Source organism: Roseburia rectibacter (genome assembly GCF_014287515.2).
Taxonomy (GTDB): Bacteria; Bacillota; Clostridia; order Lachnospirales; family Lachnospiraceae; genus Roseburia; species Roseburia rectibacter.
The window spans coordinates 1632211-1647875 of record NZ_CP092473.1; the positions used below are offsets into that span (position 1 = coordinate 1632211).

The 15665-nt window shown below is 39.2% G+C and carries 14 protein-coding genes and 1 pseudogene; 12 read left to right on the forward strand and 3 right to left on the reverse strand.

What is annotated here, in order from left to right:
• Positions 1-83: 83 nt before the first annotated feature.
• The 9 genes and pseudogenes from H8S51_RS07700 to H8S51_RS07740 form a co-directional block, all read left to right on the forward strand.
• Entirely contained in the window at positions 84-797 is a 714-nt protein-coding gene (locus H8S51_RS07700) for a LytR/AlgR family response regulator transcription factor (protein ID WP_055193281.1), read from the forward strand.
• Positions 794-2164 (forward strand): GHKL domain-containing protein, encoded by a 1371-nt coding sequence (locus tag H8S51_RS07705; protein ID WP_117918505.1) that lies wholly within the window; start codon positions 794-796, stop codon positions 2162-2164. Before H8S51_RS07700 ends, H8S51_RS07705 begins: the two co-directional genes overlap by 4 nt.
• Positions 2165-2445: 281 nt before the next feature.
• Complete coding sequence (locus tag H8S51_RS07710) at positions 2446-3246, forward strand: FlxA-like family protein (protein ID WP_117918503.1); 801 nt, start codon at positions 2446-2448, stop codon at positions 3244-3246.
• A gap of 21 nt (positions 3247-3267) precedes the next feature.
• Positions 3268-4023: a hypothetical protein gene (locus tag H8S51_RS07715; RefSeq protein WP_241070958.1), complete on the forward strand. Its 756-nt coding sequence runs from the start codon at positions 3268-3270 to the stop codon at positions 4021-4023.
• Positions 4024-4088: 65 nt separating this feature from the next.
• Positions 4089-4685: a hypothetical protein gene (locus tag H8S51_RS07720; protein WP_006859435.1), complete on the forward strand. Its 597-nt coding sequence runs from the start codon at positions 4089-4091 to the stop codon at positions 4683-4685.
• Between the two features lie 27 nt (positions 4686-4712).
• Positions 4713-5471: a hypothetical protein gene (locus H8S51_RS07725; RefSeq protein ID WP_117918498.1), complete on the forward strand. Its 759-nt coding sequence runs from the start codon at positions 4713-4715 to the stop codon at positions 5469-5471.
• A gap of 33 nt (positions 5472-5504) precedes the next feature.
• Complete coding sequence (locus H8S51_RS07730; protein ID WP_117918496.1) at positions 5505-5687, forward strand: hypothetical protein; 183 nt, start codon at positions 5505-5507, stop codon at positions 5685-5687.
• Positions 5688-5724: 37 nt separating this feature from the next.
• Positions 5725-6117 (forward strand): DUF6033 family protein, encoded by a 393-nt coding sequence (locus H8S51_RS07735; protein WP_199536166.1) that lies wholly within the window; start codon positions 5725-5727, stop codon positions 6115-6117.
• Between the two features lie 16 nt (positions 6118-6133).
• Positions 6134-6547 (forward strand): annotated as a pseudogene (locus tag H8S51_RS07740) (DUF6033 family protein); the annotation flags it as partial.
• 279 nt (positions 6548-6826) lie between these two features.
• On the opposite strand, the gene H8S51_RS07745 reads toward H8S51_RS07740, so the two are convergent.
• Positions 6827-7453, reverse strand: a complete 627-nt coding sequence (locus tag H8S51_RS07745; protein ID WP_117918782.1) for a DUF3879 family protein — start codon at positions 7451-7453, stop codon at positions 6827-6829.
• 305 nt (positions 7454-7758) lie between these two features.
• On the opposite strand from H8S51_RS07745, the gene H8S51_RS07750 reads away from it, so the two are divergent.
• Positions 7759-9117, forward strand: coding sequence for an ATP-binding protein (locus H8S51_RS07750; RefSeq protein WP_186899460.1), 1359 nt, complete (start codon positions 7759-7761; stop codon positions 9115-9117).
• Between the two features lie 118 nt (positions 9118-9235).
• On the opposite strand, the gene H8S51_RS07755 is transcribed toward H8S51_RS07750, so the two are convergent.
• Positions 9236-10111: an AraC family transcriptional regulator gene (locus H8S51_RS07755; protein WP_186899459.1), complete on the reverse strand. Its 876-nt coding sequence runs from the start codon at positions 10109-10111 to the stop codon at positions 9236-9238.
• 198 nt (positions 10112-10309) lie between these two features.
• Here H8S51_RS07755 and H8S51_RS07760 point away from each other — a divergent pair, with 198 nt between their 5' ends.
• Positions 10310-12064 carry an ABC transporter ATP-binding protein gene (locus tag H8S51_RS07760; RefSeq protein WP_186899458.1) on the forward strand — a complete coding sequence of 585 codons (1755 nt, stop codon included), beginning with the start codon at positions 10310-10312 and terminating at the stop codon, positions 12062-12064.
• A gap of 1 nt (position 12065) precedes the next feature.
• Complete coding sequence (locus H8S51_RS07765; RefSeq protein ID WP_117918485.1) at positions 12066-13850, forward strand: ABC transporter ATP-binding protein; 1785 nt, start codon at positions 12066-12068, stop codon at positions 13848-13850.
• 167 nt (positions 13851-14017) lie between these two features.
• Here H8S51_RS07765 and H8S51_RS07770 read toward each other — a convergent pair whose 3' ends face one another.
• Positions 14018-15571 carry a response regulator transcription factor gene (locus H8S51_RS07770; RefSeq protein ID WP_186899457.1) on the reverse strand — a complete coding sequence of 518 codons (1554 nt, stop codon included), beginning with the start codon at positions 15569-15571 and terminating at the stop codon, positions 14018-14020.
• Positions 15572-15665: the final 94 nt, after the last annotated feature.

Consider the following 15665-nt stretch of genomic DNA (forward strand, 5'->3'; position numbering starts at 1 on the left):
GTCATTTCACAACAACTGTGGCAGATATAATCTGTTCGTCCGATATAATAAATATATTTATCAGACAAAAAGGAAGTGGCAAAATGCAAATAGCTATCTGTGATGATGAAGTATCTATGGTTCAGATACTGGAAGAAAAGATAAAAAAGTTATTGCCGGATGCGGTTATAGATAAATATTTATCGGGTGATGAACTGATCGCAAGTGGCAGTAAGCCGGATATTCTTTTTCTGGATATTCAGATGCCGGGAATGGATGGGATGGAAACGGCAAAGATGCTTCGTCAGGACAATGAGAATATGATACTCATTTTTGTGACAGCAGCAGAGGAGTATGTTTTTCAGGCATTTGATGTCGGAGCATTTCATTATCTGGTTAAGCCATTTTCCGATGAGAAATTGAAAGAGGTTGTGACAAAGGCAGTCCATAACATAAAAAGGAGTTCCAGACTTGAAAAAGACGAAAAGTATATTATGGTACAGACCGCCGGAAGTCATATAAAGATTTTTCTGCGTGATATTGTGTATGCCGAGGTGTATAACCGGAAAGTTATTATCCATACACGAAGTACGGATATTGAATACTATGGTAAATTACAGGAATTAAGTGATATGGCAGGAACAGATTTTTTCCGAACACACAGAGCCTATCTTGTGCATTTTAAATATGTAGAAAAATATGATGCAACTTGTGTAACTATGAAAAATGGAACTGCATTGATTGCAAAAAAGAATTATCCGGAGTTTGTGAGGAGGTATCTGAAGTATAACCAGAGGAAAGGAAATGAAGTCAGATGAGTTTAGTGGAAAGATGTTGGATGATCACATCGAAGTTTTCTGTTATTGCAATTTTGATTATTACAGGAATCTGTTTTGGTGTTTTTGTATATCCATATATGAAAAAGAAAAGGGAAGCTGCTCTGGTCAGTATTGTTTATATTGGAATTATGTCTGTGCTGTATCTGATACCGCAGCAGATTGGCAATTTTTCTGCATATATGCTGGGGGTTGTGGCTGCATTTCTTGTGATGTATATACAGGACAGAAGAAACATCTATCAGAAAATATTTCTTGCAGTGACATTTTTTTCTATCCGTTGGCTTGCGGTTGCAATGGCAGACAGACTGGATGATTTTATCACAAAAGCTCTGGTTTTTGGGAATACGATTGCAGGAAGACAATGGCTGCAATATGGACTTTATGCTGGAACGAGAATTCTGGATATTGTGCTTTGTATCGTTTTCCTTGCAGTTGCAATCGGTCTGATCAATAAAGCATATGTATACAAAAATGATGAAATGAACGTTAAAGAGCTGGTAATGCTCATCATACCTTCTCTTGTGGGAGTTACAGGATATGGCATTCTGCAATATTATCTGAATATTTATGAAAAAGATACAGGAAAGAGCCTGACAGATACCTATGGATTTTATGGAGCTTTAAGCTTTGTGCATTATTTTATCTCTATCATAGCAATTCTTGTTATGACTACGATGTTTCAAAACTGGAAGGTGGCACAGGAAGAACAGACAGGTCAGGAGCTGGTATTAAATCAGGTCAGTAATATGAAAAAGCATATCGGGGAAGTGGAAAAGCTGTATCAGGATATCCGCAGCCTGCGTCATGACATGGGGAATCATATACAGATGCTGGAACATCTTGTGGCAGAGAATCATATGGATGATGCAGCAGAATATATGGAGCATTTGAAAAAGGAGTGGAATGAAATATCTCCTGAGATAAAAACGGGGAGTCCTGTCATTGATGTGATTCTGATGGAAAAGTTAAGAGAAGCAAAGGAAAAGCAGATTCGTTTTATATCAGATTTTCATTATCCGGGGGATACGAAATTAAATGCATTTGATTTAAGCGTGATCTTAAACAATGCACTGGATAATTGCATGGAAAATGTAAGTGGAGAAAATCCTTATATCAGTATCTCTTCTTTTCGGAAAAACAGTATTTTTATGATAACCATAAAGAACAGATATGAGGGAGAGTTAAATTATAAGGACAGTGATCTGCCGGAAACAACGAAATCCGGGAAGGAGCATGGAATTGGACTGCATAATATCCGGAGGGTTGCAAGGATGTATATGGGAGATATATCTTTAGAGCAGGAGAATCAGGAAGTGGTTCTAAGTATTATGTTACAGGTAGAATAAGGACAAAAAGCACCTTCGAGGTGTTTTTTATTTGCTTCACAACAAAAAAAGGGCGGTTCACAACATCGCTGTTTATTGTAAAGAAAGATATGCCGAAAGAATCAGTAAAGAGAAATCATGTTGTACAGATTTTTTAGGAAACGGATTTCAGAATTTAAGCTCAAGGAGGCCAAATCCTCTCCTCGCCATGGGGGTCGGATTTTGCTTCGCAAAACAAGGAGGCTAAATCCTCTCCTCGCCATGGGACTCGGATTTTGCTTCGCAAAACAAGGAGGATTAAAATGAGAATCAATGGATTTAGTGGGACAAATACGCAGACAGGAACAATGGGAATGACACAGGGGAATGATTCTGTAAGTAAAAATATTCAGAATCAGATTGCAAATGCACAGCAGAAGCTACAGGATTTATCATCGAATGAAGAAATGTCATTAGAGGATAAGATGAAAAAGCGTCAGGAGATACAGCAGGAGATTAACAATCTCAATCAGCAGTTAAGACAGCACCAGATCGAGCAGAGAAAGGAACAGCAGAGTAAAAATTCGTCATCTATGGATGATATGGTGGCTGGAACAAGTAACACTTCTAAAAAGAAAGACACCGGATTGTCACAGGCAAGTATGCAGGCGATGATCTCCGCAGATTCTTCCATGAAACAGGCAAAGGTGCAGGGAAGTATGGCAACACAGATACAGGGACGTGCCAGTGTGCTTGAATCTGAAATCAAACAGGATGCCGGAAAAGGAAATACTGAGAAGAAGGAAGAAGAACTGGCAGAGCTGCAGGCAAAGGCACAGTCTGCGACAGCAGCACAGATGTCTACACTTGCAGATGCAAATAAATCAGTAGAAGAAGCTGCAAAAGCGGAGAACAGCAATACAGAAGACACTGCAACAAAGAACAATACTGATAAATCCGAGAAAACACAGGAATCTGCGGGGGCTGCGGCAGAGGAGACAGACAGCGTAAAGAATACGGATATCAAAGGGGAAACACAGGTGACAGTAGAAACACCGACTCTGGAAAATGCACAGAATGCAACACAGCAGGCAGTGTATACACCGATTGATATTCGTTTATAGTTGGTAAAGGAGAATGGTATTATGTCAGAGATTAAGAGTTTTAGTGATTACAAAAGTAAATATAACAGCAATGTAGATTATTCCGCATTATTTGGAGAAACTTCCGACAGTTCATCCGTAGGAAACACCAATATGCTTTCTGATTATGCTGCGATTAAAAACGGAAGCTATGGAAAACTTATGAAAGCATATTATGCAAAGCAGGATGCAGAAAAATTATCGGGGAAAGGCGATACTTCACAGAAGCTTACACTGATGAAAACAAGTGCGGATTCCCTGAAAAAATCAGCAGATGCACTAAACGATGCGTCACTCTGGGAAAAAAAGAAAATAAAAAAGAAGGATGAAAAGACCGGGGAAGAAACAGAGGTAGAGGATTATGACTGGGATGCAATTACCAAAAAAGTGAAATCTTTTATTGATGATTATAATGATGTTGTTAAGGAGGCAGGAGAATCCAATACAAAAGATGTCCTTAGAAATGCTTCATGGATGACAGGCATGACAGACAAAACCAGTCATTTACTTTCTAAAATAGGTATTACCATAGGAAAGGGTAACAAGCTGGAGCTGGATGAAGATGAATTGAAGAAAGCAGATATCAGTTCATTGAAAACGGTTTTTACAGGTTACAATTCCTTTGCAGGCAAAACAGCCCAGAAAGCAACTGGTATATCAAATGCTGCGAACCGCGCAAGTGCGACTTATACAAACAATGGTACATATTCTAAAAAGGATTCCTCTCTAACGTCAAGTAAGATAGATAAGGAAGTATAGTATGTTAAGCCTAAATGACAAGAAGAAAAATCTTTTGTATTAATTTGTCGGGAAGGAGGAACCAGATGAGTTTTACAGTCAATTTATCCGGTGGAGGTTTACTGATAAATAGATTTAATAGTTCTAATATGTTGAAAAGTACACAGGAAAAATTGCAGCGACAGCAGGAACGGGATAATAAGGTGGCTTTTTTTGAAGCACAAAAAGAAAATTTGAAAAACCGAAAGGCTGACAGTTTGGAAGAAATCTCTGAAAAGCTGGAAATGTTTCATAATTATGAGGATGAAATTGCGGCAGCAAATCAGGAGTATAATAATTCACAGATGTTTCATGTCATGGACGAGGCAGAAGAACATGGCGAAAAGATTGCGGAAGCTGCTGAGAGGAATAAGCCTAAAACAGAAGAAGAACGAAAGGAAGAAATGGTGGATGAAGCTCTTGGAACAGAGGAAAACAAGGGCATGATGTCTGAAATCATGGACGAACTTTCGGAGACAACCGAAGAAATGACAGAGCAGATGACGGAAAAAACTGTGGAGAATATGGAAGAACTTCCAGACGAGGTTTTGCAGGAGCAGCTTGCTACAGATAGTTTAGAGGCAGCAGAAATGGTACAAACAGACACAATTAAAAGGTATGTGCCGATTGATATTAGAGTCTGATGGTATTTATCTGGGAAGGAAACAGCTATGAAGATTTACAATAATACAAATATTACATATTCTGCAATCGAACATAACAGCAGGAAAAATACAAAGCAAAATGTTCCGGCAGATTTAGAAAGGAAAATGACACAGTATACAGATACACTTTCCATTTCCAAAACAGGGCAGGAGAGCTTTCGACATTTATCTTCTGTCAGTTCTATGGATTATCAGAACCGTTTTGAGAAGGAAGTGACGGATATATTTGTCAAAGAAGATACAGAGAGTGTAAAAACTGATTCCTTTGAACATCATGTAAACAGAATGGCAGAAGCATATAACAAAATGAAAAACAGCATTGAAGAAAAATATGCGGAACAAGATTATGAGCCGGAGTATTATGTGACAGAATCGGGCAAAATTGAGGAATTAACCAAAGAAAAAGAACTGGATATGCTGAATCAGGCATATGAAAATCACAGTAATTTTATGGCAACTTCAACAGAAATCTGGTCAGAATTACAGGATTTTACCCCATCGGTAGTTTACCATAAAGGAAGTGAACAGACAGCAAATGAACAGAACATAGGTGAGAACCAGGAGAATACTGCTAAATCTAAAGAAAAGGGGGGTATCCAAAATTCGGCATATCAGGCATTTTTATCCGCCATCCAGTCGGATAACCAGAAATTATCGCAGCAGTATTCGGGTGACTGGAAAGATTTAAGGCTAAGTCTGAATGTATCAGATGGTGATCGGAAAATGCTTAATGGTATTTGGGATTATTATGCTAATAAAAGGTAATGAAAGCTTTGTAATACGAAAGGAGATGTTAGTATGGCAGTTACAGGTGTAAACAATTACTCTAATATTTACACAAATGCTTATACCGGTAATATACAGAAAAATAATGCTAAGGAAACCACAGAAAAGCAGGTTGTGGAGCAAACAGAAGATGTAAAGACAGGGACAACCCGAAAAACTGCAGCGGATGAACTTTCCTATCTTTCTAAAAAATGACAATTATAGTTTTACATCAGCAAATTATAGTCCGGGGATGAAATATGGTAAATCAACTACCATGAATGTAGTGATTTCTCCTCAGTTTTTAACAAAAATGGCAAATGATTCAGACTTAGAAGATGAGTACATAAAAGAAATTGGTAACATGAAAAAACTAGATGAGCAGTTTGCAAAGCAACAAGCAGATATTGGATGGAGAGTTGAACAGGGATGGGCAATAGATAAAGATGGAAATATTAGTTCATGGGCAATAGGACATAAAGATTCAAAAGTAAAATCCTTTCTCCAGAATATGAGTGAAAAAGCCGAAGAAATCCTACAGAAGCAGTTGGAAAAAGCAAAGGATACAAAGGAAGAAAAAGAAGTATTCTCGATGAAAAAGCATAAAGAAGTTATAAAAAAGAACAAGGTTGATTTGAAGGTGTAAATAATCAGATTCGAAGTATTATGCAGAAAAAATGCATAGCATTGAGGGAGCCTTGCGTATGTCAGATGAAATCAATGCCCAGTTCGGATTTGAAAGAGTATTCGGTAAGACTAACGGCAATGCAGATACTGATACAAAAATTACAAAATTTGGCATCTCTTTTAATAGTGACGGAACTACAACATTCTATGCAGAGTTAGAAAAATCATCAGCCAGTCAGAAAGAATATCTTGAAAAAATTCAGGAAAAGAAAGCTGCTGAGAAGAAAGAGATAAAGAAAAAGGAACAATCCAAGCAAATCGAAGTACGAAAAACTACGGTTCAGGCAAATTCAAAAGAAGAACTTTTGGATAAGATCAAAAACGTTGACTGGGATTCCATCAAGTCGGAGGAGAATAAAATCGGCGGAAGATTTGATTTTTCAGTTTAGTTTATTCAGATGAGAATAGAAGCAATTTCATAAAATCTTACATACACACTTGACAATATTCCGCCGAGCGCGGCGTCGGTGAAGGGGTTCGCACCTGTGGTGTGCCAACAGAGGTATCGCGGATGCACTCATGGAAAAAATGACACCTTTAATAATGAAGAATAGTGTACAGAAATAGCAAATGCTGTGAAATCAATGGTGTAAATATCAGAAATAAGGAAGCTAAAAGTTGGGCGGCAGATTAGTTAATAATTTGCCGCCTATATACATTTCTCTCCTTTATACCGATACATCAATAGAATTATGAACGAGTCTGTTACCATTTTGGACAAGTGTAGCTTCTACGGATTCTCTTGTGACATTATCAAGAATGCTTGCATCAAATGCTTGTCTGGGCTTCCAATTTGGATTGGCTGATTTTACTGCCGCATACATAGCAGCTCTATACTGTCCTTCATATTGTTCTAAAGTCCATGTACCACTTAAACGCTTATCTTTGCTGACGCTCAACTGATAATCTTTGAAAATATCGGAACGCTTTGTTGTGTCACCATTTGAAAGACCTTTTTCCTGAATAAATTCCCGCTTCACATTATCAAACATTTTTTGACGATGATCTTCGGATATATTTGTAAGTTTCTGCCATGATGTACCTTTTCCAGTAACATCCATACCTGCAACACCATTTGAATTTAATAAATCTCCGTCCGAATCAAACTGCTTCATCAGATTTTTAATAATCGTATCCCTTCCACCGAATATTTCATATATCATCTTTTCTTCCGGAGACATCATGGATTCATTTTCAATTACTCCAGATAACCAGCTTTTTTCTTTCAATGCCTTATACTGTTTACTATTTGTATTGATACTATTATAGGTATTACCTAAACCGTTAATATTCATTGACATATAAAAGCCTCCCTGCAAATAAATTCAAAATCCGTTTAGAATCAGTACTATATAATATATCATCGCAAATTCCAGAAAATTAATAACACAGTATATAATATAAAATGCTTTTCCCGATATAATTAGGTAAGATTTATGATTGGAAATGAGGAAAAGCATGAACATATGACTTTATAGAATGTGCGTATAATCATAAAAAATATGGTTATAATACTTGCGTATAATCAAAAAACAATTTACAATATGCGTATAATCATAAAATATAGAACGAATATATATGCGCATAATCTGGAGGAGCTATGATATTAAAAAGAAAAATATATAAAAAACTACTGGAATGGAAAAAGGAGTGTCAGGGGAAAAAAGCTTTACTGATAGAAGGCGCCAGACGTATTGGAAAGTCTACCATCTGCGAAGAATTTGGAAAAAGCGAATACAAAAGTTTTCTTCTGATTGACTTTGCTAAAAAAGATAAGGAAGTTGAGGGGTATTTTGAGAAATATCTGAATGATCTGGATACATTTTTTATGTTATTACAGACACATTTTGGAACAAAACTGACAGAGAGAAACTCTCTTATTATTTTTGATGAGGTGCAGATGTTTCCACAGGCAAGAGCAGCGATAAAATATTTAGTGGCAGATGGAAGATATGATTATATCGAAACTGGTTCATTGATATCTATCAGAGAAAATGTAAAGAACATCGTCATACCGTCAGAAGAAAGACATATCAATATGTATCCATTGGATTTTGAAGAATTTGCAATAGCATTAGAAGAAGATTTGCTGGTTGAATATATAAAAAAATGCTTTGAAAAAAGAGAACCTTTGGAAAGAAGTATGCATAATCAGGCAATGCTTTTGTTTCATCAGTATATGCTTGTTGGTGGGATGCCTATGCCTGTAGTAGCATTTATTGAAAGCAAAAAAGATTTTACAGAAGCGGATAGAGAAAAAAGGGACATTCTTAAATTGTATCGGGAAGATATTATGAAGATAGATATGAGATATAGAAGCAAAGTTCTTGCAATCTTTGACCAGATTCCGGGATTCCTTTCACAGCATGAAAAAAGAGTTGTATTCAAAAAGCTACAAGATGGTAGTTACGCAGACCAGTACGAAGAAACTTTTTTCTGGCTGTCGGATTCTATGATATCCAATGAATGCTTTTTGTGTAATGATCCGAATGTTGGCTTATCATTAAATGAGACAAGAAGCTATGTAAAGTGTTATATGGGTGATACCGGACTTTTGGTAAGCCATGCATTTGATGAAAATGAATTACTTGAAGATGAAGTATATAAACAGATATTGGCAGGCAAATTACAGATTAATGAAGGAATGCTTTATGAAAATGCAATAGCTCAGATGCTGGTGGCAAATGGACATAAATTATATTTTTATACACACTATAATGAAAATAAGCATCGAAATGATATGGAAATAGATTTTATCATTTCCAATAACAGCAGATTAAAATATAAGATGTTTCCGATTGAAGTAAAGTCTGGAAAGCAATATAAAACGACCTCATTAAATAATTTCAGAGAAAAATATAAGGAGCGCATAGGGGAAAGTTATATTATTCATCCAAGAAATTTAATTGTAAAAGATGGAATTATATGCATTCCCCCATATATGACGATGAATATATAAAAATCTGACATACACACCAAGTTTTGGAGAGGATGGCATTATCAGTAAAAGATTCCAGAATGGCAAGGAACTGGAATTCGCAGGCTCGAAAGATTTCTGGAAAAAATTTTTAAATGAATCATAATAATTTACGGGTCTTTGACGGCGGCATTCCGAATCGTTTTTTAAACAGCTTGCTGAAATGATAGACATCATCATAGCCGACTTCGGCTGCAACTTCCTGGATGCTGCCGTCAAAGCCGTTTTCTAACAATTCTTTTGCTTTTTCAAGGCGGATATTGATCAGGTGGCGGATCGGTGTATCGCCTGTCTCACTTTTAAAAATACGTGAGATATAAAAAGGACTTAAGTACATATTTTCTGCAATCTGATCTAAAGAAATCTTTTCACTGTAATGATCCTCAAAATAATTTACGATCTGGTCAACTACATATTTTTTGCTGGTAGATTCAAAAGAGCAGCCGGTATTAATTTTTACCGGTTCACTCTGTTCCCGCAGCAGCAGGATCAGCATCTGCATCAGATAACTTTTCAACATGATATAACGTCCGCTGCGGCAGACGTCATTTTCTGCGCTCATGGCTGTGCAGATCTTAAACAGCTTCTGGCGCAGTTCACCGGAGGTATGTAAAATAGGAGACTGTGTGGCTGGATTGGATGTCAGATCTTTTAAATGCAGCGGCAGATAATTTTCCGGAAAATCCCCAAAACGGACGTCACATAATCCAACAAAAAATTCCGTAGCCGGATTGGAAGGGTCTGTGCAGAGTGCCTGATGCTTCTGCCCCGGATTTAAAATAATGATATCGCCCTCGGAGATATCATACAAGGAGCCATTGATCCGGTATCTTCCGTGACCGGACAAAATAAAAGCCATCTCGATGAAATCATGGCTGTGATAGAGTTCCTCGTCTTTCAGACGGGTGCCTTTCCAGGTAAATAAAAAAGTAGGATTCAGTTGGTCAAGCAGTTCTTCCCGGTTGTCACAGCACATAGTAATCTCCATTTCTTTGTATAAGTCTGAAAAATTATTTTGTCAATCATGTCATAGTATATCACATTCCCCATCAGAAACCATCCCCTCCGTTGCAAAAAATAACATGAACGGTGCAAGATAGTACATTCCTTTTTACCCCAGAAGTACTATACTGAAAATCCGAAAGAAAAACAAAAAGGGAGTAGGAGGGTTATTATGACACCAATGAAATGGTTCTTTTCATTTCTGAAAAAGTACCGGGGACTGATGATAATTGGTATTTTACTGACCACAGCGGTATCTGTGTTATCGGTGGTCAATCCGTACATATCCGGGCAGATCGTGGATCAGGTCATAAGCGGGGGCAGATATGATAAGCTGATGCCGTTTATCGGCTGTCTGATCGGCGTTACGGTCGTGATGGGGATCTTACGTTTTCTGTTTCAGGTAGCATTTGAGACAGCGTCGCAGGGTGTTTTGTACGATATGAGGGATAAGGTTTACCGAAAACTTTTGGAAGAGGATTTTGCATTTTATAACAAGAAGCGTACCGGGGATCTGATGAGCCGGCAGACCGGAGATATGGATGCGATCCGTCATTTTGTGGCGTATGTGGTCTACATGGTTTATCAGAGTGTGCTGATGTTTGTGTTTGCGCTGCTTATGATCTTTACCGTCAATACAAAACTGGCACTTGCCATGCTTGTGGTACTGCCGTTTACTGCATTTGCAACTTATCGTCAGACAAAAGAGGTACGTCCGGCATTCAAGCGCAACCGTGACTGTTTTTCTTCACTCAATGCGTTTGTGCAGGAAAATGTCAGTGGAAACCGCGTGGTAAAAGCATTTGCAAAAGAGGATTTTGAGATTGAAAAATTTAATAAGGAAAATGATAAATTCCGTGCGGCACAGATTGATGCGTCAAAGATCTGGATGAAATATGTGCCGGTATTTGAGGTGCTTTCGTATGCACTGACGATCATTCTGATCCTATATGGCGGCTATATGGTGATTCAGGGAGAAATCACGTTAGGGCAGCTTGTTACCGTAAACGGATATTTATGGATGTTAAACAACCCGCTGCGTCAGGCAGGATGGCTGGTCAATGATATCAGCAATTTCACAACTTCCGTGGAGAAAATCTATGCGACCTACAGTGAGGAACCGCATGTAAAAACACCGGTATCCGGAGTGGTAAAGAAGCATTTGAAAGGTGAGATCGAGTTTAAAAATGTATCTTACCGTGCAGATGATGAAGACATTGTCATGGATGTCAATTTTAAGGTAAAACCGGGGCAGACCGTCGGTATTATCGGTTCTACCGGAGCCGGAAAATCAACGATCATGAATCTGCTCTGCCGGTTTTATGACACGACTTCGGGAGAGGTACTTGTGGATGGTGTGAATGTCCGCGACATGGATCTTTATAACCTGCGGGATAATATCGGTATGGCAATGCAGGATGTATTCCTTTTTTCGGACACGATCGAAGGGAATATTGCATACGGAAGACCATCCTGCTCCTTTGATGAGGTAAAACAGGCTGCAATCATGGCGGATGCCAATCATTTTATCGGGGCACTTCCGGATGGTTATGAAACAATTGTAGGTGAGCGTGGTGTCGGACTTTCCGGCGGACAGAAACAGCGTATTTCGCTTGCAAGGGCGTTGTTAAAAGATCCGTCAATTCTGATCCTGGATGATACGACGTCAGCGGTGGATATGGAGACGGAGAGTTATATCCAGAGCCAGTTGAAAAAACTGGATAACAAATGCACGATCTTTGTCATAGCATACCGTATTTCTTCCATCAAAGATGCAGATCTGATCCTTGTCATGGATAACGGACGTATCATTGAACAGGGAACCCATGAGGAATTGGTGGCAGCAGGCGGTTATTATGCGACAGCTTTCCATAACCAGTATGGTGAGATCCCACAGGAGATTTTAAGCGTAAAGGGGGAAAAATGAGATGGCAAGAAACAGATATGATATGGATGAAATATTAGAGGACAGCTTTGATGTAAACCAGCTCAAACGTCTGGCAGGCTATATTGCCCCATACAAAAAGAAGATGGCAGGCGTTATACTTTTAATGCTTTCTTCCTCGGCGCTTACCATGGCAATCCCGATCTTTTTTCAGAATGTCATGGATAACAGTATTCCGCAGAAAGATATGAGCTCCATTATCTTTTACAGCGCTGCAACATTGCTGATCGCACTTTATTCCGGTCTTTCCCTGCGGATCAAGATTAAGACCATGAGTGTGATCGGACAGGACATTGTGCATGATATCCGTTACGATATTTTCTGTCATCTGCAGGAACTCCCGTTTTCCTATTATGATGACAGACCACACGGAAAGATACAGGTGCGCGTGGTTAATTACGTGAACAGTTTAAGTGATCTTTTAAGCAATGGTATTGTCAATACATTTACAGATCTGTGCAATCTGATCTTCATTCTGATCTTCATGTTTGCATTAGATGTACGGCTGACATTAGTCTGCCTGTGCGGACTGCCGGTGCTTGTATTTGTGATCATCCTGATCAAGAAAAAACAGCGCAGGGCATGGCAGATCCAGAGCAATAAACAGTCAAACCTGAATGCTTATATTGCGGAAAGCATCAACGGAATCCGTGTGACACAGTCTTTTGTGAGGGAAAATGAAAATACAGGTATCTTCAACAACTTAAGTAAAAATTACCGGAAATCCTGGATGCGTGCGGTAATGTTTAATTTTACAATGGGACCGAGTGTTGATATTATCTCTACATTTACGACGGCACTGATCTATGTGCTGGGTGTCCGATGGATCTTAGCACCGGATATGACACTGACAGTCGGTGTGCTGATCGCATTTACCGCATATATCGGGCGTTTCTGGGCACCGATCAACACGCTGGCAGGATTTTATAATTCACTTTTGACAGCAATCTCTTATCTGGAGAGGATTTTTGAGACGATCGATGAGCCGGTTGGTGTCAAGGATGCACCGGATGCAATTCCGATGCCGGAAGTGGTGGGAGAAGTGAAATTTTCCCATGTGTCTTTTGGGTATGAACCGGGGCAGAAGATTCTGGAAGATATTAATTTTACGGCAGAACCGGGTGAAACTTATGCGATCGTCGGTCCGACCGGGGCAGGAAAATCCACGATCGTGAACCTCATCAGCCGTTTTTATAATGTAGATTCCGGAGTGATCACGATCGATGGCATTGATATCTCGAAGGTGACATTGCACTCCTTAAGGACCCAGATGGGGATCATGATGCAGGACAGCTTTATTTTTGCAGGAACGATCATGGATAATATCCGCTATGGCAACCGCAGTGCAACGGATGAGGAAGTGATCCGGGCAGCAAAAACAGTCTGTGCACATGATTTTATCATGGAGATGGAAAACGGTTATGAAACAGAAGTGAATGAAAGAGGAAGCAGGCTTTCTGCCGGTCAGCGACAGCTTATTTCCTTTGCAAGGGCACTGCTTGCAGATCCGAAGATCCTGATCTTAGATGAGGCGACTTCGAGCATTGATACCGAGACGGAACTGCTTTTGCAGAAAGGATTGAACGAACTTTTGAAGGGACGGACTTCTTTTATCATTGCACACAGACTTTCTACGATCAAAAATGCAAACTGCATCTTATATGTGGATAAAGGCGATATTTTAGAGCGTGGAAATCATGACGAACTGATGGAACAGAAGGGTGAGTATTATAAACTTTATATGTCACAGTATGATTTCTTAAAATGACAGGCAATGCGGTGCCATTTGCCAATCGAAAAACTTAAAGCCAGCGTTTGACACTCGGATCTTAAAAATAAAAACTGCCGCCTCACGGTGATATGCCCCCCTTTTTCTGAACTTACAGAGAAAGGGGGAAATCTATTCACCCGTAGGGCGGCAGTTTTTATGAAAATTTATTCATTTTTATGTTCTTTCCGGTATTCTGCCGGACTTTTTCCAACATATTTTTTGAATTTGATATGGAAATAATCGACATTCCGGTAACCGACTTTTTCTGCGATCGCATAAACTTTTAACTCTGAGGAACAGAGGAGCTCCATCGAGTGTTTGATGCGGACATGGTCGACATAGGAGTTAAAGTTTTCGCCCATCTTTTTGCGGAAGATCTTTCCGAGATACGAGCTGTTGTAACCAAACAGCGGTGCAATATTTTCCAATGTGATATTGCTTGCATAATTGTGGTTGATGTAATGTAAGATATCATCCAGCACGCTTTCACGGGAAGAGTTGCCGATCGAGGACATGATCATTTCAAACTGTTCCGTGAAGAAAAGGATGATCTCATAGAGATAATATTTTTCTTCAATCAGCCGGATGATGTCTGCATTGCTTGGAAATGGGATATTTGCGCCATTATAAAGGCGGTTTGTCTGTTCCTTGATCTGCAGATAAAGGTCTGTCAGAAAAAGCCGTATGGAATCGATCGTATCGGCAGCATGGTAAAGCTCATTGGTAAGCTGTGTTAAGTTTTCCGCTAACATGTTGCGGTTGAATGCCTGAAGATATTCAAACAAACTGGTGGCATAACGGTTTAAAAAAACATCGTTTAAGATCAGTTTTAAACTGTCTGGTTCCGGCAGCTCATCATAGCCGATGGTATGTTGTTCCTGTTCGCAGAAGAAGCGGCGCTCTAAGAGCTGTTTTGCCTGTATATAAGAAGTATGGACTTCTGAAAGCTCTGACACGCATGCACCGTATGTAATAAAAAGACTGTCGAGCGGCGAGTTCTCCTGAGGGCGGCTTTCCCTCTGGTAACGCTCTAAAAAATCATTAAATTTCTGGATCGCAAAAGTTCCTTTCAGCAAAATAACTTCCTGATACTGCAAGGTGATATTATCATAGGAATTATTATCCTGATTGGTCACACGTAAAAGATCTGAAAAGCGGTAGGAGGCATCTGCAGTGTTATGACTGTATTTCTCATAGATCACAACCTGGTAAGTGTCTGCTGTCAGATGCAGATCTGCAGCATTTACGTGGGAGAGATCGATTTCATTCGTTAAAAGATCCCGGATGATGGTTTCCCTTGCTTTTTCACGGTAATGCTCCCTTGTATTTGCAGTTGCAGTGTCTTTGTCTAAAGTTTCTTTGATCGAGCAAAGAATCTCTTCTAGTTCATCCTCGTCAATAGGTTTTGTCAGATAATACTGCACGCCATAACGGATGGCTTCCTGCGCATATTTGAAATCAGAATAGCCGCTTAAGATAATGACTTTTCCGGTAAAACCCTGTGCCCTTGCTTCACGGATGACATCAAGTCCGAGCATTCCCGGCATGCGGATATCTAAAAGAACAACATCCGGCTGTAAGGCAAGGAGCTGTTGATAAGCAGCCTCACCGTTAGCAGCTTCACCGGCGATCGTATAGCCGAGAGCCTCCCAGTCAAACAGACATTTGATACCTTCACGAATAATGGATTCGTCATCTGCGATTAAAACCCGATACATACTATAACCTTCCTGTTCCAGTGATAAAATAACTAAAAGTAAGTATAAATGTGAATGTTTTGTTTGTCAAATTTATCGAGTGTTTTATGTACAA

Bases quoted from the DNA above. Each gene is read 5' to 3' on its own strand.
- H8S51_RS07725 (WP_117918498.1), top strand. From the start codon at position 4,713: ATGAAGATTTACAATAATACAAATATTACATATTCTGCAATCGAACAT.
- H8S51_RS07760 (WP_186899458.1), top strand. From the start codon at position 10,310: ATGACACCAATGAAATGGTTCTTTTCATTTCTGAAAAAGTACCGGGGA.
- H8S51_RS07720 (WP_006859435.1), top strand. From the start codon at position 4,089: ATGAGTTTTACAGTCAATTTATCCGGTGGAGGTTTACTGATAAATAGA.
- H8S51_RS07745 (WP_117918782.1), bottom strand. From the start codon at position 7,453: ATGAATATTAACGGTTTAGGTAATACCTATAATAGTATCAATACAAAT.
- H8S51_RS07770 (WP_186899457.1), bottom strand. From the start codon at position 15,571: ATGTATCGGGTTTTAATCGCAGATGACGAATCCATTATTCGTGAAGGT.
- H8S51_RS07710 (WP_117918503.1), top strand. From the start codon at position 2,446: ATGAGAATCAATGGATTTAGTGGGACAAATACGCAGACAGGAACAATG.
- H8S51_RS07730 (WP_117918496.1), top strand. From the start codon at position 5,505: ATGGCAGTTACAGGTGTAAACAATTACTCTAATATTTACACAAATGCT.
- H8S51_RS07715 (WP_241070958.1), top strand. From the start codon at position 3,268: ATGTCAGAGATTAAGAGTTTTAGTGATTACAAAAGTAAATATAACAGC.
- H8S51_RS07750 (WP_186899460.1), top strand. From the start codon at position 7,759: ATGATATTAAAAAGAAAAATATATAAAAAACTACTGGAATGGAAAAAG.
- H8S51_RS07765 (WP_117918485.1), top strand. From the start codon at position 12,066: ATGGCAAGAAACAGATATGATATGGATGAAATATTAGAGGACAGCTTT.
- H8S51_RS07705 (WP_117918505.1), top strand. From the start codon at position 794: ATGAGTTTAGTGGAAAGATGTTGGATGATCACATCGAAGTTTTCTGTT.
- H8S51_RS07755 (WP_186899459.1), bottom strand. From the start codon at position 10,111: ATGTGCTGTGACAACCGGGAAGAACTGCTTGACCAACTGAATCCTACT.
- H8S51_RS07735 (WP_199536166.1), top strand. From the start codon at position 5,725: ATGAAATATGGTAAATCAACTACCATGAATGTAGTGATTTCTCCTCAG.
- H8S51_RS07700 (WP_055193281.1), top strand. From the start codon at position 84: ATGCAAATAGCTATCTGTGATGATGAAGTATCTATGGTTCAGATACTG.